The following is a 21,835-nucleotide window of genomic DNA, read 5'->3' as shown; positions in this document are numbered from 1 at the left end:
ACGGGGTCTCTTTTTGCGTGAGGGTTGCTGCGCACAACGGCCATCCGGTCAGTTTTGAGGGCCTAGTTTACGGTATATTCGTGGAGATTTCCCGCCAGAAATGGCAGGCAATTGCCCGGCCGTCGTCGCGGGCTTCCAGTGCCGGTGGCTGGCTGATACAGCGCTGTTGCTGGTGTGGACAGCGGCCGGCAAAGCGACAGCCGCTGGGCATGGCCATAGGCGAGGGCATGTCGCCACTTACCGCTACCGGGGGCAGGGCATCGCCGCCGAGTTGTGGCACCGCTGCAAGCAATGCTCGGGTATAGGGGTGGGCAGGCTGTGTACAGAGTTCCCGGGCGTCACCGATTTCGACAATTTGCCCCAGGTACATGACGGCGATGCGATCGCTCATATGCCGCACAACTGAAATATCGTGAGAGATAAACAGCATGGCCAGGGAGAGCTCCTGCTGTATATCCAGCAGCAAATTCAATATCTGGGCCTGCACTGACACATCCAGCGCCGACACCGCTTCATCGCAGATCAGCAGCTTGGGTTTCAGGGCGATCGCGCGGGCGATGCCGATGCGCTGACGCTGGCCACCACTGAATTCGTGCGGGTATTTAGACGCGGCAGATCGGGCGAGTCCAACTTGGTCTAACAGTGCCTGCACGCGCTGTTGGCGCCATTGCCGATCCCCTAGGCGATGAATAATTAAGGGCTCTTCAAGTATGCTGGCCACTGTGTGGCGGCTATTCAGCGACTCAAAGGGGTCTTGGAAAATCATTTGCATATCGCGCCGCAATGGGCGCATTTGACGGTGGTTTAAGCCGACAATCTGCTGGCCGCCAAAATGAATATGGCCCGCGGTCGGGGGGTGTAGATTTAACAGGGCTTTGCCGAGACTGCTTTTACCGCAGCCCGATTCGCCGACCAGGCCGAGGGTCTCGCCCTGATGCAGTTCAAAGCTCACGCCGTCGACAGCACGCAGCGACAATGTCGGTCGCAGCAAGCCCTGAGACTGAGGAAAGTGCAGCTTTACATCTGAGACGCGTAGCAGTGGTTCAGTCATCGATTGTTCTCCAGTGATGGCAGGCAACACTGGCGCTGTCATCATGTGCCTGCATGAGTGGGGACTCAGCGCGGCACTGGTCGTTGGCATATTGGCAGCGATTGGCGAAGCGGCAACCTTTGGGCATAGCGTCGACACTGGGCACTTGCCCTGGCAGGGCTTGCAGTCGACTTTTGGCTGCGGCGGCGGTGGCGGGCAAGGCCGCCAGGAGACCGCGAGTATAGGGGTGCTTGGGGTGCTTAAACAGTGAGGCCGCGTGGTTTATTTCTACGATTTCACCGGCGTACATTACCGCAACTCGGTCAGCCAGTTGCGAGACCAATGCCAGGTCGTGGGTGATAAACAGCATGGCCATGCCGTGTTCGCGCTGCAGGCGCTGTAGCAGCTGGATGATTTGCGCCTGAATGGTCACGTCCAGTGCGGTAGTGGGCTCGTCGGCAATCAGCAGCTGGGGTTCTGCGGCCAGCGCCATGGCAATCATTACCCGCTGGCGCATGCCGCCCGATAGTTGGTGCGGGTAGGCGCCTAAGCGCTGCTTTGCGGCGGGTAGACCGACCTCGCTCAGCAGGGTAATACAGCGTTGCTGGCGGTCTTTACGAGTGAGCGATGGGCAGTGCAGGCGCAAGGTTTCATCAATCTGCCGGCCGATGGTTTGCACAGGGTTAAGTGCGGTCATCGGGTCTTGGAATATTACCGCAATATCGCGGCTGCGCAGCGCGCGGAAACTGGCGGCGCGATGAATATCCACCGGCTTGCCTTGGTAGCGGATATGTCCGCCGCTAATTCGGGCCTGGGGGCGAGGTAGCAGGCCCATTAGCGACATCGCCGTCAGGCTTTTACCGCAGCCCGACTCGCCCACTAAACCGAGCGTCTCGCCGGCGTGAATTTCCAAACTCAGCTGATTTACCATGCGGTGCGCAACACCGCGGTCATCGTTGATACTGATACTGAGATCTTCCAGTGCGATTACTGGCGCAGGGGTGCTCATGGTGTGTCGGCCCAGTGTTGGTTGACGATCAGTATTGGCGGTAGCGACTCGCCGGCCGCTTTGGCGGCGTTGACGCGGCGCTGCTCGTCCTGGTCGATCCAAAACAGCCCTCCGCTGCTTCCCAACGGGCTGAACAGGCTGTCGCTGGTTCGCGTGCCGTATTCGTCTGGCAAGACCAGCCAGCGCCAAAACGCTTCACGGGTGTAGGGCACTTTAAAGGTTGGGATGAACGAACCCTGCTCAAATACCAGTTGTTCCAATTGGTGGGCCAGCTGAACCCGTTTTGCTTTGTCGGTGGCCTTGCGGTAGGCGTCAATTTTTGCGTCGATTTGCGGGTTGTCGGTGTTGGTGACATTGTTGGTTTGTGGCTTGTGGGCATTATCCGAATGATAGAACTCCCAGTAACGAGGCGATAGCCCACCACCTGACCAGGCCATCCACGCCGCTTGGTGTTTGTTTTCAAGAATTTGTTTGAAAGCCGCCGACGGGTCGAGCAATTGCAGTTCCAACTCAATACCGGCTTTGCGGGCTTCCTGCGCGAGTATCACCAGGCGGTCATTGTGGGCGCTGCTGTAATAAGTAATTCGAATGCTTAAGCGCTGTTCGGCTTTTATGCGGATGCCGTCCTTGCCGCGTTGCTGCCAGCCGGCTTCATCGAGCAGGCTATTTGCCTTGCTCAGGTCAAAGGGCCGGGCGCGGATGTTGGGATTGCTGTAGTCGCCATAGCCGTCGTGGGCGGTTTGCAGTCGCTCGTAGTCACCGTGTAGTACGGTGTTAATCACCTTGTCGACATTCAGCGCATGGGCGAGGGCGTAGCGCACTCTGCGGTCACCTAATAGCGGGGCATCTTCATTGAGAAACAAGCCCGCGATCGGCTGGGGGACACTGTTGTAAAACTTAATTTTGCCGGCATAGCCCTGTTCAAAAATTTTGCCCTGGGCTTTTTTGTGCCACAGCCTTGGCATCAGTAGCGGAAAGCTATCTAACTCGCCCTTGCGGAAATATTGATAGGCAATATTGAGGTCGCGAATGAGCTTGATGCGCAGGTAGTCCGGATTGAAGCGGTGTTTAAAGTAGCGTTTGTCATTCCCCCACCAGTCGTCCTTGCGGCGAAACTCGATGTATTTGCCCTTGCGGATAGTGTCGATGATATAGGGGCCGGTATTGGGGGCAATTTTCCAGTTGTAGTCGCGCACCCAGTTTTCATCGAGTTGGTGGAAGTGGCTGGGTACCGGAGAAATGCTGTATTCAAATAGCATCTCGTCTCTGGGTTTGGCCACTGCGCCGAGTATGCCGATGGTGTGCTCGTCGTACTTGACGACATCGCGAATGACTTCGTTGTAGTAGTTGTTGTACCAGGGCGCGAGAATATGAGGCGAGCGCATAAATTTCAGCGCAAACAGGTAGTCGTCGGCGGTGACCGGTTGGCCATCTGACCAGCGGGCATCGCGGTCCAGTCGGTAAAAAATACTGTGGCCGTCGTCGCCGAAAGCCCAGTGACTCGCCAGTTCGGGAATCGGGTTGAGGGTGTTGGGGTGAATGCCGACCAAGCTGAGATTGTTGGCACGCATATAACTGGCAAAGCTGCCATTGGAATCCGGCCCTACAAGGCGCAAGGTAAGTGGAAAGGTGGTGACAAAGCTACGGAAGCGGCCGCCGCGTTGCGCCTTGGGGCTGGCGAATATCGGGTCCTTGTCATTGCTTTGCCATTGCAGGTCAGCGGGCAAGGTATCGGGCAATGCAATGTCAACGGTATCGGCTCGTACCAGTGACAGCCCTAGCAGTAAACTTAGCCCAGTTAACAGAGTGGCGAATTTATTCATAAAAGCTAAATTTTCTCGGGTCATAGGCGTCGCGAATGGCTTCGCCAACATAGGCGACCAGCATCAATATTAAGGTCATTGCCGACACCACCGAGCCCACTAGCCAGAGGGACTCGAGGTTTTCAGTGCCCTGTTTGAGCAGTTCCCCCCAGCTTGGGGTTGGTGCGGGCAGGCCAAAGCCTAGATAGTCCAGTGCAGTCAGTGCGGTAATGCCTGAAGCGACTGAAAAAGGCACAAAGGTGATCAGTGTCGAGACGCTATTGGGCAGAATATGGCGAAAGACGATACGCGAGCCTGAGGCCCCCAAGGCTCGCGCGGCCATCACATAGTCGCGCGACACTTCTTTGTAGGTGGCGGTGCGCATATACCAGGTCATTCCCGTCCAGCCGAAGAAGGCCATAATAAATAGCAGTGTCCAAAACCCGGGGGTGATCACCGAGGCGACAATCATAATCACGTAGAGAAAGGGCACATTCGACCAGATTTCGATAACGCGCTGGAAGATCAAGTCAAAGCGGCCACCCCAGTAGCCCATCATGCAGCCAATTGCGACGCCGACGGCATAGTTAAACAACAGCAGTATCAGTGAAAACAACATGGCGGTGCGAAAGCCGTAAATCAGCCTGGCGAGCACATCGCGGCCACTGGTGTCTGTGCCCAGGTAGTGACGGCTGGCAAAGGAGGGCGCATGGGGCGGGAAGTCGCCGGTTATCAGGTCGGTTTCCAGAGGGCCAAACGGCACTGGTGGCATGACTAGCCAGTCACTGCCTCCTCGTTGTGCAAACAGTTGCTGCAGTTCGCGGTAATTGGGTTCGTAATCAAATTCAAGGCCGAAGTCTCGCCCGCTGTACTGGCTGCTGAAACTGGGGAAGTAAAGTTCGCCCTGGTAACTCAGCAATAGTGGCCGGTTGTTGGCAATTAACTCGGCGGCAAAACTCAGCGTGGTTAGGGTCAGTAGTATCCAGGCCGAGACATAGCCTCGACGAGACTCGCGGAAGCGTTGCCAGCGTTTTTTTGCGACGGGATTGCGCAGCCAGGCCATCAGTGGGCGCCTCCACCAAAGCGAATTCGCGGGTCAACTAAGGCAACGCAGATATCGGACAGGATATTGCCGATGAGATAGAGCAGCGAGGAAATCACTAAAATACCCATAACGATTGGATAGTCGCGCTCGACGATGGCCTCATAGCCGAGCAAGCCGATGCCGTCGATATTGAAAATGGTTTCGATGAGAAACGAGCCGCCGATGAGTAGTGAGATGTTGTTGCCAAATGAGGTGGCCACTGGAATGAGGCTGTTGCGCATGGCGTGGCCGCGCACACTCTGCCCCAGGCTGAGTCCCTTGGCGGCGGCGGTGCGCATATAATCGGCGGAGAGATTGTCCATCAAAGCGTTTTTCATCATCAGGGTGGTAACCGCAAAGCTGCCGGCCAAATAGGCAATTAATGGCAGGATGGCGTGATGGAAAACATCTTTGGCCTTGGCCAGTGGCGAAAGTTCGGCAAAGTTGTCCGATACAAAACCGCCGAGCGGAAACCAGTCGTAGTAGCCGGAAAACAGCGAAATTAACGCAATCCCGATCACGTAACTGGGCAGCGCGTAGCCTAAAAATACTACCGCCGATGACACGTTGTCGAAGCGACCGCCGTGGTACATGCCTTTGAGCAGCCCTAAGGGAATACACACCAGGTAGGTAAGTATCAGCGTGGTCAGGCCGTAAAATATCGACACCGGGAAGCGCTCGCGAATAATTTCCCAAACTGGGTCTTGGTAGCGGGTGGACAGCCCGAGGTCAAAGCGCAGTACCTGCTTTAACCACAGTGCGTAGCTGCTCAGCAGGGGCTTGTCGAAGCCGTAGTAGCGACGCAATTCTGCCAGTTGCTCGTCAGACAGGGTGCCGCCGCCTTCACTGCGATGCAGGCTGCCGGCTTCGCCGCCCAGCTGTGCCTGAGTCATCATTTTTTCGATGGGGCCGCCCGGCACAACCCGGGTGATGCTGAAGACCAGCAGAGTGATGCCGAGAAAAGTCGGAATAACCAACAGGCTGCGGCGCACAAAATAGCCGAACATAATTGCTTCCAGAGTGAGTAAACGCTTGGTTAGCTAGCGGTTCTTCAGAGGTCCGCTCGAGTAACATCGACATACAGCGTCAACGACTGTCCCGGACGCAAGTAGTTGCTGCGACCCAGTGCGTTCCACTCCATGATGTCCGCAACGGTTAGCTTGAAGCGGCTGGCGATACGCGACAGCGAGTCTCCGCTGCGAACTTTATAACCTACTTTACGCACAATGCCATTAGCTGCGCTGGGCGCTTGTTTCCAGATTGCCAGGCGCTGACCAGGTTTGATTAAGTGGCTGCTCTCTAGGCGGTTCCAACGAATCAACTGTTTGGTCGATACGGAGTGGTGGTTGGCGATCTGGCTAAGCGTGTCCCCGGCGCGCACAGTATAGAAAGATTTGTGGCTGCCGCGCGCGGCGACACCGCGGTCGAGACTGGGGCCGGTGGTCGCTTGACTACTTCCCGGGATTAACAGTACTTGGCCGATCTTTAGCATATCGCCGTCGAGCTTATTAAAGCGCCGGATCGTTGCGGTATCGATGTGGTGTCGGCGAGCAACGCCGATTAGTGTATCGCCGCGCGCCACTCGGTATCGCTGCCAGGAGATACGCTGTGCCTCGGGGAGTGCGGCCAGCTGCGCTCTGAAATGCTTGGCGCGGCTTGCGGGGATCAGCAAGTGGTGAGGGCCATCCGGGGCGGTTACCCAGCGGTTAAAGCCGGGGTTGTAGCGGTACAGTTCTTCAACGCTGATGCCGGCAAGTTCCGCCGCCTTCGCGAGGTCAATTTGGCTGCCAATATCGACTTTCACAAACTGCGGTGCATTGGCCACGGCCGGCAAGCTCAGGTTGTGACTGGCCGGGCTCTTAAAAATCTTTACCAGTGCCAGCAGTTTTGGCACGTAGCGCTGGGTTTCCTTTGGCAGCTTAAGCGACCAAAAGTCAGTGGCCTTGCCTTGCTTTTTATTGCGCCGAATGGCGCGATTCACCGTTCCGGCGCCGGCATTATAGGCCGCCAGGGTCAGCATCCAGTCACCGTCAAAGCGCTTGTTGAGCATGGTTAGGTAATCCAGCGCAGCTTCGGTGGCGACCAGCACATCGCGGCGACCGTCGTACCACCAGTTTTGCTCAATGCCGACATATTTGGCGGTATTGGGGATAAATTGCCACAAACCGGCGGCGCGACCATGGGAGTAGGCGAAGGGGTCATAGGCGCTCTCGACAAAAGGCAGCAGGGCGAGGTCTACAGGTAGGTCTCGTGCTTCAAGTTGCTCGACCACATGATAGATATAATGTCCGGCGCGAGCACTCACCTTGGCCATGTAATGGCTGTGTTCGGTATACCAGTCTTCCAGTGTGTCTACTTCGTGGTGACGGGCCAGCGCTTCGAAGCGCAATTGGTCGGCGATGCGCCCCCAGATATCGTTATAGTGCGGTGCCTCGGCGGTGGCCTGCGCCTCGGCCGGTGGCAGCAAATGCTGCTCAAGTATGGCGAGATGCTCGACACAAGCACCTGAACAGGGTGGCGCCGCGCTGGGTTGTGGCGCGCTTGCCACGCCGCTGGCGCAGGCCGTCAGTTGCAGGGTGGCGGTCAGGACTAAAAATAGGGCAAGCAGGCGCTGCCCGCGGCAGTTAAATAGTGTCATTGTATGGTCAGCTGTTGTCTTTCCAGGCTCGAAGTGCAGCGAACACCTCTTCCTGAAGTAAATTATTGCGGCCCTCGCGGCGGGCGATGCAGCTCCGCAGCGACGTCTCGGCAGTGCGCAGAAAGGGGTTGAAAGCCTGCTCATCGGCAATGGTCGACGGCAGGCTGCTCTCACCGCGTTCACGTAGTTTTTTTGTGTAATTATAACGATGCTGCAGTGTGGTGTTGTTTGGCTCGGCCTTCAAGGCGAATTGTAAATTACTCAGTGTGTATTCGTGGGCGCAATACACGGCAGTGTCGCCAGGCAGGCTCTGAAGCCGGGTTAATGACGCCAGCATTTGTCCGGCTGTGCCTTCGAACAGTCGGCCGCAGCCACCGGAAAATAGCGTGTCGCCGCAAAATAGCCAGCGCTGTTTGTCGGCGTAGTAAGCCAGGTGATCGAGGGTGTGGCCGGGAACGGCGAGAACCTCAAAATCTATTCCGAGCAACTGCAGTTGCTCTCCGTCGGTGAGTATTTGATCGATTTGCGGGCAGGCGCCGTCCGGGCCGACAACTTTGGCGCCGGGGTGTTGTTGCAGGATGTCGTCAACGCCGCCTACGTGATCCCAGTGGTGATGGGTGATCAGAATTGCGTTAAGCTTGAGCTGTGCATCGCGGAGATGGCGCAACGCAGGCGCGGATTCTCCTGGATCAACCAGCAGCGCTTCGCCGTCAACGGCGATGCACCATATGTAGTTGTCATTAAAGGCCGGAATCGGCGTTACGGACAGCTTGCCCATGTTTAATACCTCGTTTGACCTCAGGGTAACCAGTTATTCCTTGTCAGACAAGGTCTTAGCTCTCTGGCAAGGGTGCGGTTAACAGGTGAACTTATGGCTCGATGGCGTGCTCAACATTCCCCCGATGTGCTGTTGCCGGCATTGCGGCAATGGTTTCGCAGCCCGGTAGGCAGCACGGTGCTGAAGGAGGAGCAACAACTGATCAACCGGGCGCTAAGTGGCCCCAGTGCGGCTCGCCGCCACCTTCTCAAGCTGAGCATGATTCCCGAACGCTTTCAGCTGGATGACCGCTTGTGTCAGCGGCAGCTGCACCTGGGCAGCGCCAGTCAGAGCGGCCACAGTCAGGTGCTAGACGCCGTTTGCGACTACCACCAATTGCCGCTGGCCAACGAATCTGTAGACATGGTGGTGCTGCACCACGTACTTGAGTTCGTCGAAAATCCGCACACCGTACTCAGAGAAGTGGAGCGGATGATTGTTCCCCATGGCAAATTGGTAATTTGCGGCATTAATCCCTGGTCGCCACTGGCTTTGCGGGGCTTAATGGGGCGTTTGCGCCGCAGCCCAATGTGGCAACACCACAGTTTGAGTATTAACCGTATCAATGACTGGCTGTCGTTGCTGGGGTTTGAAGTGGCCGATGTGCAATACGGTTTTCACCGCTTGCCGCTGAATTCACCTGGGTTCTTTACCACCCACCGAAGTCTATCTTCGGGGTTACCTATGGGTGGTGTTTTTGTGTTGAGCGCGACAAAATACCGCGCGCCGCTCACCCCGGCGCTCGATGCGCGGATGCGCGCCAAGATTCTTCGCCACCCGGCTATGCTGGGGGCGACCCGCAATATAAGGCAGTAGTTGTTGCATGAGTAGCTCTGAACATACCGTGGAAATATTTACCGATGGTGCCTGTCGCGGAAATCCGGGCCCCGGCGGCTGGGGGGCCCTGCTGCGCAGTAAGGGGAAAGAAAAAAGCCTGTATGGTGGCGAGCGCAATACGACCAATAACCGCATGGAGCTCACGGCGGCGATAGAAGGCTTGCGCGCGCTGAAGCGGCCTTGTGAGGTGGTGCTGACCACCGACTCGCAATATGTTCGCAAGGGCATTACCGAGTGGATGGAAAATTGGAAGAAGCGCGGCTGGAAGACGGCAGCCAAGGCACCGGTCAAAAATGCAGACCTGTGGCGGGAGCTGGACGCCCTAAATGCCCATCACCAGATCGACTGGCAGTGGGTGAAAGGCCACAGTGGCCACCGCGAAAATGAGATAGCCGATGCCCTGGCCAACCGCGGTATTGATGAATTGACGGGATAACTATGCGCCAGATTGTATTAGACACGGAAACCACCGGTATTGACCCCAACGATGGCCATCGGATTATCGAGATAGGCTGCGTCGAGCTGCTCGATCGCAAACTTACGGGGCGACATTTTCACTACTACATTAATCCCCAGCGCGAAGTTGAGGCGGGCGCCATCGAGGTGCACGGCATTACCAATGAAATGCTGGCTGACAAGCCGCTGTTCGCGGCTGTTGCCGAGGAATTCCTCGACTTTGTCCGCGGTGCTGAATTGGTTATTCACAACGCGCCCTTTGATATTGGCTTCTTGGATATGGAGCTGGCTTTGCTGCCGGGCAAACAGCCGCGATTGCGAGATATCTGCGGGGTCATCGACACACTGGTAATGGCGCGGCAGAAACACCCGGGGCAGCGCAATAGTCTCGATGCGCTGTGTCAGCGCTACTATGTCGACAACTCTCAGCGAGATTTGCACGGCGCCTTGCTCGATGCCGAAATCCTTGCCGATGTATACCTGATTATGACCGGCGGCCAAACCAATTTGGCCCTGGCTGGTGAAGAAAACGATAGCGAAGGGGGCGCCGGTACAGGCATCCGCCGGGTAGACGATAATCGCCCCGCGCTGAAAGTGGTGCGCGCCAGCGAGGCCGAACTTGCCGCGCACCAAGAACAATTGCAAATCATTGATAAGGCCAGCGGTGGAAATTGTCTGTGGTTAAACGTTGGCGAGGGCGATTGAAAGACGGCAAGTCTGCTTCTGTGTACCAGTAGTTATTTCCGTGCATTGGCTCTGTGCATGGGGGGGAATAGCTGATAAAAAGGTTCGGCATTACCAGAAGTTAAAGCGATAAAAGATAATTTTGTTGAGCTTTTTGGGCAGTGCGATGATCGGCGAATGGGGCAATGGCAGTGCTTAAGCAAGTAACCTTACAGAAAAACATCAATACCAGCTCTTATGCGCTGGTTGCGCAGGAGCTCAGCAATACGCTGCAGCAGGCGACAAATGTCTTTGAGACCTTTCTCGCCGAGCGTCACGATTTGCAATTGCTCCAGCATTGCGAGGCAGACTTGCGCCAGATTGGCGGCACGCTGCGGCTGATCGAAGTCAAGGGTGCGGCACTGATCGCCGATGAAATGCGGGCCATGTGTTGCGCGATTCTGGAGAATACCGAAGCCCTGCCAGACGCTCAGTTGAACGCCTTGAGTACGGCTTTTTTCGTCTTGCCACGCTATCTGGAGTTCGTTCAGAGTCGAGGCAAAGAGATCCCGCTGCTGGCCGTTACCCACGCCAATGAGTTGCGCAGCGCCCATCGACAGCTGTTATTGCCCGACAGTTATTTTGTCGATGCCGATCATTTCCTGTTCAGCCGCGATTCGCGGCTGACACTGCGCAATACCCCCTTGGCTGACGCCGATTTCGCCGATTTGCTTAAGCGCTTGAGACAGAATTATCAGCGCGGCTTATTGGGTTTATTGCGCGATGCGCAGCCCGAATTGCAACTCACACTGATGTCTCGGTCGCTGCGGCGGCTCTGTGGCGTGTTGCCAGCCGGCCCCAATCAGCGTTTTTGGCTACTGGCCAGCGCGGTTGTAGAGGCGTTTAAAGAAGGTGGCTTGGAGCTTAATCCGCGTCGCAAAAGGCTTCTTTCGGCATTGGATGGCGCCCTGCGACGCTTAGCCAACAATAAAGCTGGCGACGAAGTGCTAGAACAGGAATTGCTGTTCTTGTTGCGCCTTTCCGCTTGGCAGGATGGGCTGTGCGGCAAATTATTAAAAGCGATTGGCGCCGAGCCCTGTGAGATCGATGACGCCGAACTGCAACGACTGCGCAAGCAAATGCTGGGCCTGAGCTATGACACCGTTTCGTCAGTGCTCAACGAACTGCGAGCTGAATTGCGCCACGCCAAAGATATTCTAGAGCTGCTCGCTCAGCACGGTCGCAGTGATGACGATGAAATTCGGCCATTGAGCGAATTGCTACAACAGGGCGCAGATGTCCTGCAGGTACTCAATTTGTCGTCGCTGGCGGACATCCTCAGCCGTCATGCCAAGGAGTTGCTGGGAATGATCGGCGGTGATTTGAGCAAGGCGCGCGACACTTTGGAGGATCTCGCTGAGACCCTGCTATTTATCGAAAGCAGTCTGGCGCAGATTGACCGCCGCAAGCTGAATTATGACGAACTGAATAACCTGAGCATCGATAAGCGCGATAGCATCAGCGCGGATAACCAAGTCAGCGAAGCGACGGCGATCGTCATTGACGAGGCGAAAAGCGCCATCGCCATGGTCAAGCGGGCCATCGGCTCATATATAGACTCCGGCTTCGATGGCAGTCACATCGCAAATGTCCCGCAGAGTCTCGACTCTGTTCGCGGCGCCTTTCAAATATTGAAAATGGGTAGGTTGGCCGGCGTGGCAGCCTCGGCGGCTAATTTTGTTAAAACCTTTGTGGCCCGCGAAGGGGGAGACCCCCAGCGAGAGGTGCAATCCCTAGAAACCTTGGCCGACGCAATGATCAGCGTGGAATACTATCTTGGCGAGTTAGAGTCGCGTCATTTGCCTGACGGCAAGGTTCTGGCGATTGCTGAAGACTCGCTTAAACAATTGGGCTTCCCGGTTGAGCCCACGCAGGACAAGGGACATGTGGCTCCCTGAGCTGCCAAGGCTGTGGTTGGCAGCGACAGCAATAAGCATTGCGCTGTCGTTGTTGTTGTTCTCCGTCGCTCGTCGTCGTCCGCTGACGGCCGGTTTGCTACTGCTGTTAGTGGCGCCGCTCAGCCTGGCTTTCGTTCTGATCAGCCAGGATTTAATCAGTTACCGCAACTTGTCAGTGGAACAGCGCGTTGCCAGCGTATTTGTTGCCGCGACTCCCCAGCAGGCGTTTATCTTGCGCCTCGATATCGACGGTCAAGCGATGCCCTTTAGCTTTCCTGTTTACGGTGATGAGTGGCGGCTGGAGGCCCGGGTGCTGCGCTGGGATAAGGCGCTGGCCAAAGCGGGGTTACATAATCTGGTGCGACTGGAGCGCTTAAGCGGCCGCTACCGCGATCCCAAACAGGAGTCCAGCGCCCTGCGCAGTGTTCACCCGCTACCCAGCGGCGAATGGTTGGATAATTGGCAGTGGCTGCGTGAGCAGCGCTTCATTTGGCGTTGGGTCGAAGTGGATTTTGGCAGCGGCGTATACGCACCGCTGCGCGATGGTGCGGTATTTGGTGTCTACCTGGGGCGCAGTGGCTTGTTTGTTCGTCCGGAAAACCCAATTGCGATCAAGGCCTTGCGCGACTGGTCTGCTTGACTGCGAGCGCCGCCCGTAACACTATGGCGATCTTTTTTGAACGATCTGGAGTCATTCTTGGACTTTCTTTTTGAATACGGCCTGTTCCTCGCGAAGGCGGCGACGGCCCTGATTTTTATTATCTTACTCATTTCCACCATCAGCTCGATCAGCCAGCGCAGTAAACGCGAAGGCGAAGACGGCCATGTGGAGGTGACGCGCCTGCACGAGCGTTTTGAGGATTGGCAGGATACCTTGAACTACGCTGTTCTGAGCGAAGACAAGTATAAAAAGCTGCGCAAGGACAGGAAAAAACAAGAGAAAGCCGAGCGCAAGGCCAGTAAAGGTGGTGCGGCGAAAAAGCGGCTTTTTGTCTTGGATTTTGACGGTGATATTCGCGCCTCGGCGGTGGAATCTTTGCGGCATGAAATTAGTGCCATATTGACCGTGGCGGGCGAGAAAGACGAAGTGCTGCTGCGCTTGGAAAGCCCCGGCGGTATGGTCCACAGTTACGGATTGGCGGCGTCGCAGTTGCAGCGCTTGCGCGATCGCAATATTCCTTTGACCATTGCGATTGACCGCGTAGCCGCTAGCGGCGGTTACATGATGGCCTGTATTGGCAATCGTGTACTGGCTGCTCCCTTTGCGGTAATCGGCTCCATCGGTGTCATTGCTCAGTTGCCTAACTTTAACCGTTTGCTGAAGAAACACGATATCGATGTCGAGCTGCATACCGCCGGCGAGTTTAAGCGTACGCTGACGATGATCGGTGAGAATACCGAAGAGGGCCGCAAGAAGTTTCTCGAGGAACTCGAGGAAACACACACCCTATTTAAAGAATTTGTGGTTGAGCACCGCCCTGAGCTGGATATCGAAGCTATTGCGACGGGCGAAGTGTGGTATGGCCGCCGAGCACTAGACAAAGGTCTTATAGACGGTATCTCTACGAGCGATGATTATCTGTTGTCTGTGCGCGAAAGCGTCGATATTTTTGCAGTGCATTTCAAACAAAAACGCAGTTTGCCCGAGCGCCTGGGGCTGGCAACTGAGGGTGCTGTAGATCGCGGTTTGTGGCGCGTTATCGACAAATTGCGCAGCAGCCGTTTTGTAGGGTAGTCCGGAGTTATTACTATGCCGTTTAAAGCCGTAGAAGTTCGCGAAGAGCAGGGTAGCTATCGCGCTGCCATTATCGATCATGCGGAATTTTCCGACCTCGCTGATGGTGAGGTGCGCATTGCGGTGGAGTATTCCTCGCTCAATTACAAAGATGCACTATCTGCGGCGGGCAACAAGGGCGTAACGCGCAATTACCCACACACGCCAGGTATCGACGCTGTCGGTCGGGTGATCGCCTCGGCCAGTGCCGATTGGGCGCCTGGAGACCAGGTCATTGTCACCGGTTACGACCTGGGGATGAACACTCGCGGAGGGCTCGCTGAGCAGATACAAGTACCGGCCGACTGGCTGGTGGCCCTGCCGGACGGCTTGAGCCCCGCGGATGCGATGATGTTGGGTACGGCAGGTTTGACCGCGGGCCTTTGTGTTGACAAGTTACAGCGCCAGCTCGGTGACCTCAGCGGCCTGCGGATCGCCGTGACCGGTGCAAGTGGTGGCGTAGGCAGCATAGCGGTGGTGCTGCTGAAACAATTGGGCGCAGAGGTTACGGCCATTAGCGGCAAGGCTGAGCAATACGCATTTTTACAAAGTTTAGGTGCCAGCCACTGCGCGGCGCCGGCGATGTTGGCGGAGTTTGCGAGTAAGCCCATGGTGAAGCCGCAATTCGACGCCGCGCTAGATACCCTCGGTGGCGAACCGCTGGCGAATCTGCTGAAGGCCATAAGCCCAGACGGTGCCGTGGCCTGCTGCGGCCTAGCGGCGGGAGTTGCACTTAATAGCAGTGTCTTTCCGTTTATTCTGCGCGGTGTTTGTCTGTTGGGTGTCGACTCAGTAGAAATTCCCCGTGAGCGCAAGGCTGAGATCTGGCAGCGTTTTGCGGGTCCGTGGCAGCTAGACAGTGAGCGCAGCGCAGCCTTGCTCAGCGAAGTTGGCCTGAATGAAGTACCCGAGCAGCTGGCTCGTTTCCTCAGTGTTTCAGTATGTGGGAGAATTCGAGTTAAACTCTAGCGATGTCTCATCTACGCAGTACAGTGTTATCAACCCTCGGCCGCTGCCGGGGGATTACCCGAAAAGAAATCGTTCTGGTATTGTTAATCGCTGCGGCTCTAACGATTTATGTCAGCAGCCTGGTTCGTCACCGAATGAACGACGCCCTGCAAGACCAGGCGAGCGCCGACTTAGAGCGTATAGCAAGTGCTCTTCATCAATATAAGCTCGATAATTTGCGCTATCCCAGCCCCGATCAAGGCCTATTCGCGCTGCTGGAAAGTCCGGCGCTGGAGCCGTTGCCGGCGAACTGGTCGGGGCCTTACGTGAACCGAGCCAGCCTGCTTCGCGATCCTTGGAAACGCGATTACCTCTATCACAGCTCAGATTCTCCACCATCGTTTAGCCTCAGTACCTTGGGTGCCGACGGCGAGCCGGGTGGCACAGAAGCCAATAGCGATATCGTGGTTAAATTCCACAGTGATGCGGATTACTGATTAGCCGCTGCGCCGCTTGGTTAGCGATCAGCGCGGGCGTGTGACCAACAGCGGGTTTTACGCGGCACTGGTATTACTGCCCTGCGCGGTCGCGGCAGGGCAGTGAATGGGACACACCCTAGGGGCGCGTTGCCAGTGCGGCCGCCGAAAAGCGCGGGTAGAGCACGGGAATAACGAACAGTGTCAGAAAGCTTGCACTGAACAGGCCGCCGACAATCACCGTGGCAAGCGGTCGCTGTATTTCGGCGCCGACGCCCTGCGACAGCAGCATCGGTATCAGTCCCAGCGCCGAGGTTAGCGCGGTCATCAGTACCGGCCGCAGTCGCGACACCGCACCGTCAAACACCGCCACATCAATCGCCACGCCGTCGCGCCGGCGCTGGTTAATGCTCTCGACCATCACCACACCGTTGAGTACGGCCACGCCGAACAGGGTGATAAAACCCACTGAGCTGGGTACCGATAGATACTGCCCGCTGACAAACAAGGCGACGATGCCACCAATCGTGGCCAGTGGCACGTTGAGTAATATCAGCAGTGCCTGGCCTACCGAGCCGAAGGCGAAGTACAGCATCAGCGCGATCAATGCCAGTGACAGCGGTACTACCAGTAGCAGCCGCTGTTGGGCGCGTTGCTGGTTTTCAAATTGGCCGCCAATCGCGATGGAGTAGCCGGCGGGTAAATCGAGCTGTGTGTCGAGCGCCTGACGAATATCGGCAACCACGCTGCCCATATCGCGGCCGTCGACATTGGCCTGAATAACGACCCGCCGTTGCACGCTGTCGCGGCGAATCTGCGGCGGCCCTGCGGTCATGCTGATATCCGCAACATCGCCGAGCTTGAGCAGGGCGCCGTCTGCAGAGAAGAGTCGCAGGTCGGCAATTTTTTCCGGGGTATTGCGATAGCGTTCGGCTAGGCGCACTACGATATCATAGCGCTCATTGCCGCTGATGATTTGGCCAGCACTGGCCCCGCCTAGGCCATCACTGACCAGCTCCATCACGCTGGCCACCGACACGCCATAGCGGGAAAGTGCCTCGCGATTGGGCGCAACTACCAGCTGCGCCTCGCCGCTAATCTGCTCAATGGCGACATCGCGAGTACCGCTTATTTCGCTAACAAGGCTTTCTATTTCTCGACCTTTTTCTGCCAATACCGTCATGTCGGCGCCAAACAACTTGATGGCTAACTGCGCTTTAACGCCAGACAGCAATTCATCGACGCGAGTGGCAATGGGCTGCGAGAAATTAAACAGCAAGCCTGGGAAGCCCGCCAGTCGCTCAGTCATCAGGCGCTGCAGTTCCTGCCGCGACTGCGCACTCTGCCACTGATCAGCCGGCTTCAGGCCGAGATAAATTTCGATATTGTTCACCGGCTCCGGGTCGCCGCCGAGTTCGGCGCGGCCTATGCGGCTCAAGGCGTACTCCACCTCGGGAAACTCCAGCAGTATGGCTTCCAGTTTAGGGGCCACTGACAGCGCCGTATTCAAGTTGGCAGAAGGTGCCAGTGTGACTCGAAGATTTAATGTGCCTTCTTCTAATTCCGGGACAAACTCACTGCCCAAGCGCGGCAGCAAGGCCAGTGACAGCAGCAGCATGACCGCCGCAGTCGCCACGACGCCGCGGCGGTGCTGCAAGGCCCAATTCAAGCCGCGCTGATAGGCCGTTTCCAAGGGCCTAAGCAGAGGGCTGGTTGCTGTCTTGAGACCGCCTCGAAACAGGACCGCGGCCAGAGCGGGAACGACTATCAGCGCGACCAATAAAGCCGCGAACAAGGCCAGCATAATGCTGATGGCCATCGGCTGAAATAGCTTGGCTTCAACGCCTTCAAAACTGAACAGCGGAATGAATACCAGCAGGATAATTGATACCGCAAAGAAAATAGGGCGCGCCACTTCCTTTGCCGCGCGGCGAATATGCTCGCTGACACTGCGCTGCTGGGCATCGGCGGCGCTGAGGTGTTTGAAGATATTCTCGACCATCACCACCGAGCCATCGACCAGCATGCCGATGGCCACTGCAATCCCCCCTAGCGACATCAGGTTTGCCGATAGGCCCAGTATCGACATCACCACCAGGGCAATCGCAATCGCTATCGGTATCGATATCAACACCAGCACCGTGGCGCGCACATTCATTAAGAACAAGGCGAGGATGACCGAGATCAGCGCAAAGGCGAACAATAGTGCTTGTACAACCGTACTGACGGCCTTGGTAATCAGTTCTGATTGGTCGTAAAAGGGTTCAAAACGGACGCCATCCGGCAGCGCTCGCTGAATCATTTCGCTGCGCTGGCGAACCGCATCGATGGTTGCCTTGGTATTGGCACCGAGGCGCTTCAAGACAATGCCCGTCACCACTTCGCCCATTGATTCGGCTCCGCCGGCGGCGTTGCGTCGCGTCATGGTCACCGCGCCCTGACGAATCTCGCTGCCCAGTGCCACTTCGGCGACATCACCCAACCTAACGACGGCGCCGTTTACCGTCTTTAACGGTGTTTGCCGCAACTCCGTCAGGCCTTGCTCATCAGCACTGAGCCAACCGGTGCCGCGAATGACCAATTGTTGCGGGCCGCGCTCTAAATACCAGCCGCCGGCGTTTTGGTTGCTTACCGCGATGGCCTCCATAATTTCTTGCTGGTCGAGCTTATAGGCCACTAGACGCTGGGGGAGTAATTGCACTTGGTACTGCTTTACTTGGCCGCCAAAGGACAGTACGTCGGTAACACCGTCCACCGGCATAAGCAGCAATTTTACCAGCCAGTCATTGAGCGAACGCAGCGCCATCGAATCGTATCCAGAGCCGGGCTCAGCGACCAATAGATATTGGAAAACCTGCCCCAGCCCCGAGGTGTTGGGGCCCATTTGCGGGCTGCCAAGCCCTTCTGGGATGAGATCCTTGGCGGCTCTCAGGCGCTCAAACACCAGCTGCCGAGCAAAATAAATATCGCTACCTTCATCAAAGACCACCGTCACCCCGGATAAACCGGTCTTGGAGATCGACCGGACTTCGGCGACATCAGGCAGCGCGTACATAACGGCTTCGATGGGGTAGCTGATCAGCTGCTCGACCTCTTCAGCCGCCAGGCCCGGGGCCTCGGTATTGATCGCCACCTGGACATTACTGACGTCGGGAAAGGCATCAAGATTGAGTTTGGGAAGGGTAAAAAATGCCGTAGCGCTAAGCAGTAATAGCGAGCCAATCACCAGCAGGCGATGGCGCACGGCAATATCGATAATACGCATTAACATGGTCAAGCCCTCAATGATTGTGGATGTCAAAGCCACTTTTCGCCGCCTCTGAGGCGACAAAAAACGCGCCGCTTACGACTACCCGACTGCCCGGCGCCAGGCCCTGCACCTCGCGGTACTGACCCAGCGCGGCGCCGGGGTCGACTTCGCGGGCGACAAAACCACCATCCGCGTTCTGCTCATAAACTTGCCAATCGCCATCTGGACTGCGCAGCAGCGCCGCTTCGGGCACGGCCATCACTTTGCCGTTACTGCGAATGCGCAGTTTTAGCGAAGTAAACATGCCGGGGTGTAACTGGTGCTCAGGGTTTTCGACTTCTAGTCGCAAGGTCTGCGTGCGGCTACGCGGATCAATACGGTGCCCCCGCTGGCTAATCCTCGCCGGGTATTCGCGATCGCCCATCTGCAAAATCGCAGTGGTGCCTGGGCCGATGCTTAGATCTGCGCCGGGCGGCAGTTGGGCTTCGGCCCATAGTCGACGTTCATCGGCGACCACCATAAGGGTCTGGCCTGCGGCGACACGCTCACCAGGTTGGATATTATCTTCCAACACCGAGCCGGCGATTTTCGCCTTGAGGGTGAAGTGGCCCAATAGGGCATCGGGGGCGTTGCCCAATGCGTTAATTTCCTCGCGGCTCATGCCGATTGACAGCAGATTACTCAGTGCCACACGGTAAGCAGTTTGTGCAGCAACATAGCGCTGCTCACCAATGCTGCTGCGACCAAGCGCCCGCACCCGTTGCCACTCGGCAAACTGTCGCAAGTAGCGGCCTTGGCTTTCGGCGGCAGCGTCGCTGTACAAGCTCAGCAGTGGCTGTCCGGCCTCGACCTGCTGGCCCAGCTCGGCGTGGCGCGTCACCACCAGCGCCTCGGCGCTGCTGGCCAACACATAGCTGCGGTCGAGATTTACGGTGATTTCTGCCGGGGCATAGATCTCGTAGTCGATAGCGGCGGGGAGAATCGTCGTCACGCGGATGTTTGCGAGAGCTTGCTGGCCTTGAGTCAGGGCGACGACTTGAGTCGCATCTCCCTCGCTATTACGGTGATCGTCCTCCGAATGGCCATCTTTGGAATGGCCCTCATCAGCGGCGGCCGATACCGACGTTGCGGCGCTGGCATTACTGTGAGCGGCGCCAGCCACAGCCGGCTCGGCCAGCAAGGTCGATAACATGAATACAAGAATGCCAATATTGAGTGGCTGTGGGAAAGTCATGGTGATCATGGTTGTTGGCTCCCTGTGGTGGTCGTGGACATAACGCCGAGGCGGCTGAGTAATTGGGCGGAATAAAACAATTCCTCGAGTTGGGCTTGCTGTAGCTGGCGTTGGAGTTTCAGTTGCGCCTGTTGACCCTCATTTAACAGGGCGAGACTGCGCAGATAATCCAGGGTACTCACATCGCCTAGCCGCCATTGTTTGTACAAGAGCTGGGCCGCTGGCGGTGCTGGTCGTGGGGTTTCAGCGGGCATTGTCTGCTGGCTTAACAGCGCTTGCCGCGCGGCGGCAGCAGCATTGCGTTTGCCTTGCAAGTCGCGGCGCAGGTCGCGGTAGTGGGCTTCTACCGACAGGGCCGATTGCCGCGCTGCCGCGACATCGTCACCGTAGCGGCGGCGAACCTGCAGCGGTAGCGACAGGTTCAGTCCGACAACATCGTCGTCACCGGCCTGTCCGGCGCTCAGCCCCACGGTCGGTTCGCTGCGATTACTGTTTCGCACCAAGGCCACTTGCTGCTCGGCAATTCGCCAGTCCAGTTTGGCGGCGACTAACTGAGGGTGCCGGTCGATACTGTATAGCGAGGCTGTCGCCCAAAAGTGATCTGGCAGTTCAGGTAACTGCTGCCAGTTGGGCAACTGTTCGTCGAGTTGTGCGGTGACCCGGCCCAACTCCACAATCACCTCACTGTTGTCGGCGAGGGCGCTGCGCAGCGACTGGGTGGCCAGCTGCCAGTCGATCTCACCGAGATCCCCTTGGCGTCGGCGCTGGCTAAGCAGCTTGGTCATCTCGCGCAATTGCTGGGCATACTCGCCGGCGAGTGCGGCCTGTTGCTGCAAGCTGCGCTGGCGCAGCAGCTTGCTGAGTTGCTGGTAGAGGCTGGTGTTCAGGGCATCGAAATAGCGACTTTCGGCGCGCTGATCCTGCAGTGCGGCCTGTTGCTGTCGAAGTTTACGTTGATCCCAAATATCGAGGGTTTGCGATACGCCCACAGAAAAGTTGCGCTGCTGGCCTTCGCGTTCGTAGTCGGCACTCAATACCGGGTTATAGACTGCTTGGCGCTGGGCGCGGCTGCGGGAGTAATCGGCGCTGCGCTGGGCGTCGGCCGCCATCACGGCGGGAAGTTGACGCAGGGCTGTCAGCCAGCGCTCTTGCCAGGGCGCCATGCTGGCCTCGGCGGGTAATATAAGGGCGCAAATACAGGCAGCGCCAATGCGCCGCAAAATACGGTGTGACATAGTGGATTCTCAGCTATCTGATCAATATCAATCTCGCCGCAAGGCAGCGAGTGCGATGACAGTGCAAATCAGCTGATAGGGGGGCGCAGATCCGGGGCAATACTGCGTTGTGCAAGCGCGATGGTAGTTGTGGGGATGGGTAGCGGCCAGCGACTGTCGAACGCCAGCAGGGAAGCGCCGGCAATGAAGGTATAGGCGCCGCCATGACAGTGGCAGCAGTGGGCGCAGGAGGAGGGCGAGTCTAGGTTGTTGCTCTGGCTGTCGGGTTCATTGGCCAGCTGGCCAGTGTGACTGCTGCTATCCTGATGAATCTGGTGCGCATCAGCACTGGCGTAAACACCAGTGAATAATATAAGCACACATAGAAGCCTTGCGATCAAGGCGGCCTTCATCATTGATCTGTTAAACCCTTAAGCTTTAGTGTCAGTCTCTGACCGGAATTCTCGGCGTTAGTTGCCGTGTTTGTGAGTCGCGTTGGCACAATACGTCAGCCTCAGAGACAAATCAATAATCGTTCTTATTTGCTTGTGCGCGGCGCTGCTCGCGCGGCTGAAATTTTTTGTTGCAGCCGATCGGGAATCGGCATTGTGGCAAAGGCGCTGACCCTGCCACCGCCGGGGTTGC

The 21,835-nt window shown here is 57.0% G+C and carries 19 protein-coding genes; 8 read left to right on the top strand and 11 right to left on the bottom strand.

Annotated features, from left to right (window positions below; all coding sequences use genetic code 11):
* Positions 1-67: 67 nt before the first annotated feature.
* From ABYM29_RS01795 to gloB, 7 genes are read right to left on the bottom strand one after another with little or no spacing between them, the layout of a single operon-like run.
* Entirely contained in the window at positions 68-1,051 is a 984-nt protein-coding gene (locus ABYM29_RS01795) for an ABC transporter ATP-binding protein (protein ID WP_372861373.1), read from the bottom strand.
* Positions 1,044-2,039 carry an ABC transporter ATP-binding protein gene (locus ABYM29_RS01790; protein ID WP_372861368.1) on the bottom strand — a complete coding sequence of 332 codons (996 nt, stop codon included), beginning with the start codon at positions 2,037-2,039 and terminating at the stop codon, positions 1,044-1,046. The genes ABYM29_RS01795 and ABYM29_RS01790 overlap by 8 nt, the downstream gene beginning before the upstream one ends.
* Entirely contained in the window at positions 2,036-3,862 is a 1,827-nt protein-coding gene (locus tag ABYM29_RS01785; protein WP_372861365.1) for an extracellular solute-binding protein, read from the bottom strand. The genes ABYM29_RS01790 and ABYM29_RS01785 overlap by 4 nt, the downstream gene beginning before the upstream one ends.
* Positions 3,855-4,904, bottom strand: a complete 1,050-nt coding sequence (locus ABYM29_RS01780) for an ABC transporter permease (RefSeq protein WP_372861362.1) — start codon at positions 4,902-4,904, stop codon at positions 3,855-3,857. The genes ABYM29_RS01785 and ABYM29_RS01780 overlap by 8 nt, the downstream gene beginning before the upstream one ends.
* A complete protein-coding gene (locus tag ABYM29_RS01775; RefSeq protein WP_372861359.1) occupies positions 4,904-5,932 on the bottom strand; it encodes an ABC transporter permease subunit in 1,029 nt (342 codons plus the stop codon). Before ABYM29_RS01775 ends, ABYM29_RS01780 begins: the two co-directional genes overlap by 1 nt.
* 44 nt (positions 5,933-5,976) lie before the next feature.
* On the bottom strand, positions 5,977-7,563 hold the full coding sequence (locus tag ABYM29_RS01770; RefSeq protein WP_372861357.1) for a LysM peptidoglycan-binding domain-containing protein: 1,587 nt from the start codon (positions 7,561-7,563) through the stop codon (positions 5,977-5,979).
* 7 nt (positions 7,564-7,570) lie between these two features.
* The gene (gene gloB / locus ABYM29_RS01765; protein WP_372861354.1) at positions 7,571-8,341 is read right to left on the bottom strand and encodes a hydroxyacylglutathione hydrolase; all 771 of its coding nucleotides are present in this window, start codon (positions 8,339-8,341) and stop codon (positions 7,571-7,573) included.
* A gap of 93 nt (positions 8,342-8,434) precedes the next feature.
* On the opposite strand from gloB, the gene ABYM29_RS01760 reads away from it, so the two are divergent.
* From ABYM29_RS01760 to gspG, 8 genes are all read left to right on the top strand, one after another.
* Positions 8,435-9,196 (top strand): class I SAM-dependent methyltransferase, encoded by a 762-nt coding sequence (locus ABYM29_RS01760; protein WP_372861351.1) that lies wholly within the window; start codon positions 8,435-8,437, stop codon positions 9,194-9,196.
* 7 nt (positions 9,197-9,203) lie between these two features.
* A complete protein-coding gene (rnhA, locus tag ABYM29_RS01755; RefSeq protein ID WP_372861348.1) occupies positions 9,204-9,653 on the top strand; it encodes a ribonuclease HI in 450 nt (149 codons plus the stop codon).
* Positions 9,654-9,655: 2 nt separating this feature from the next.
* Entirely contained in the window at positions 9,656-10,378 is a 723-nt protein-coding gene (gene dnaQ, locus ABYM29_RS01750) for a DNA polymerase III subunit epsilon (RefSeq protein ID WP_372861346.1), read from the top strand.
* Between the two features lie 170 nt (positions 10,379-10,548).
* Complete coding sequence (locus tag ABYM29_RS01745) at positions 10,549-12,294, top strand: hypothetical protein (protein WP_372861343.1); 1,746 nt, start codon at positions 10,549-10,551, stop codon at positions 12,292-12,294.
* A complete protein-coding gene (locus ABYM29_RS01740; RefSeq protein WP_372861340.1) occupies positions 12,281-12,934 on the top strand; it encodes a hypothetical protein in 654 nt (217 codons plus the stop codon). The genes ABYM29_RS01745 and ABYM29_RS01740 overlap by 14 nt, the downstream gene beginning before the upstream one ends.
* Before the next feature lie 57 nt (positions 12,935-12,991).
* A complete protein-coding gene (gene sohB, locus ABYM29_RS01735; RefSeq protein WP_372861338.1) occupies positions 12,992-14,029 on the top strand; it encodes a protease SohB in 1,038 nt (345 codons plus the stop codon).
* Between the two features lie 15 nt (positions 14,030-14,044).
* Positions 14,045-15,037 carry a YhdH/YhfP family quinone oxidoreductase gene (locus tag ABYM29_RS01730; RefSeq protein WP_372861335.1) on the top strand — a complete coding sequence of 331 codons (993 nt, stop codon included), beginning with the start codon at positions 14,045-14,047 and terminating at the stop codon, positions 15,035-15,037.
* Between the two features lie 23 nt (positions 15,038-15,060).
* A complete protein-coding gene (gene gspG / locus ABYM29_RS01725; RefSeq protein ID WP_372861333.1) occupies positions 15,061-15,513 on the top strand; it encodes a type II secretion system major pseudopilin GspG in 453 nt (150 codons plus the stop codon).
* 118 nt (positions 15,514-15,631) lie between these two features.
* Here the strand turns inward: gspG and ABYM29_RS01720 are convergent, their stop codons facing one another.
* The 4 genes from ABYM29_RS01720 to ABYM29_RS01705 form a co-directional block, all read right to left on the bottom strand.
* A complete protein-coding gene (locus tag ABYM29_RS01720) occupies positions 15,632-18,799 on the bottom strand; it encodes an efflux RND transporter permease subunit (protein WP_372861330.1) in 3,168 nt (1,055 codons plus the stop codon).
* Positions 18,774-19,985, bottom strand: a complete 1,212-nt coding sequence (locus tag ABYM29_RS01715; protein WP_372861328.1) for an efflux RND transporter periplasmic adaptor subunit — start codon at positions 19,983-19,985, stop codon at positions 18,774-18,776. Before ABYM29_RS01715 ends, ABYM29_RS01720 begins: the two co-directional genes overlap by 26 nt.
* Positions 19,982-21,211, bottom strand: a complete 1,230-nt coding sequence (locus ABYM29_RS01710; protein ID WP_372861325.1) for a TolC family protein — start codon at positions 21,209-21,211, stop codon at positions 19,982-19,984. The genes ABYM29_RS01715 and ABYM29_RS01710 overlap by 4 nt, the downstream gene beginning before the upstream one ends.
* Before the next feature lie 68 nt (positions 21,212-21,279).
* Complete coding sequence (locus ABYM29_RS01705; RefSeq protein ID WP_372861323.1) at positions 21,280-21,570, bottom strand: hypothetical protein; 291 nt, start codon at positions 21,568-21,570, stop codon at positions 21,280-21,282.
* Between the last annotated feature and the right edge of the window lie 265 nt (positions 21,571-21,835).

It is taken from the genome of Spongiibacter sp., assembly GCF_041602295.1.
In the GTDB taxonomy this organism is placed as follows: domain Bacteria; phylum Pseudomonadota; class Gammaproteobacteria; order Pseudomonadales; family Spongiibacteraceae; genus Spongiibacter.
Note: the sequence above shows the minus strand (reverse complement) of the source record. Positions and strands in the feature narration are given on the sequence as shown.

What these genes read in the sequence shown, in the direction of transcription:
- ABYM29_RS01795 (WP_372861373.1), bottom strand. Translation starts at nt 1,051, where the DNA reads ATGACTGAACCACTGCTACGCGTCTCAGATGTAAAGCTGCACTTTCCT.
- ABYM29_RS01790 (WP_372861368.1), bottom strand. Translation starts at nt 2,039, where the DNA reads ATGAGCACCCCTGCGCCAGTAATCGCACTGGAAGATCTCAGTATCAGT.
- ABYM29_RS01785 (WP_372861365.1), bottom strand. Translation starts at nt 3,862, where the DNA reads ATGAATAAATTCGCCACTCTGTTAACTGGGCTAAGTTTACTGCTAGGG.
- ABYM29_RS01780 (WP_372861362.1), bottom strand. Translation starts at nt 4,904, where the DNA reads ATGGCCTGGCTGCGCAATCCCGTCGCAAAAAAACGCTGGCAACGCTTC.
- ABYM29_RS01775 (WP_372861359.1), bottom strand. Translation starts at nt 5,932, where the DNA reads ATGTTCGGCTATTTTGTGCGCCGCAGCCTGTTGGTTATTCCGACTTTT.
- ABYM29_RS01770 (WP_372861357.1), bottom strand. Translation starts at nt 7,563, where the DNA reads ATGACACTATTTAACTGCCGCGGGCAGCGCCTGCTTGCCCTATTTTTA.
- gloB (WP_372861354.1), bottom strand. Translation starts at nt 8,341, where the DNA reads ATGGGCAAGCTGTCCGTAACGCCGATTCCGGCCTTTAATGACAACTAC.
- ABYM29_RS01760 (WP_372861351.1), top strand. Translation starts at nt 8,435, where the DNA reads ATGGCTCGATGGCGTGCTCAACATTCCCCCGATGTGCTGTTGCCGGCA.
- rnhA (WP_372861348.1), top strand. Translation starts at nt 9,204, where the DNA reads ATGAGTAGCTCTGAACATACCGTGGAAATATTTACCGATGGTGCCTGT.
- dnaQ (WP_372861346.1), top strand. Translation starts at nt 9,656, where the DNA reads ATGCGCCAGATTGTATTAGACACGGAAACCACCGGTATTGACCCCAAC.
- ABYM29_RS01740 (WP_372861340.1), top strand. Translation starts at nt 12,281, where the DNA reads ATGTGGCTCCCTGAGCTGCCAAGGCTGTGGTTGGCAGCGACAGCAATA.
- ABYM29_RS01730 (WP_372861335.1), top strand. Translation starts at nt 14,045, where the DNA reads ATGCCGTTTAAAGCCGTAGAAGTTCGCGAAGAGCAGGGTAGCTATCGC.
- ABYM29_RS01715 (WP_372861328.1), bottom strand. Translation starts at nt 19,985, where the DNA reads ATGATCACCATGACTTTCCCACAGCCACTCAATATTGGCATTCTTGTA.
- ABYM29_RS01710 (WP_372861325.1), bottom strand. Translation starts at nt 21,211, where the DNA reads ATGTCACACCGTATTTTGCGGCGCATTGGCGCTGCCTGTATTTGCGCC.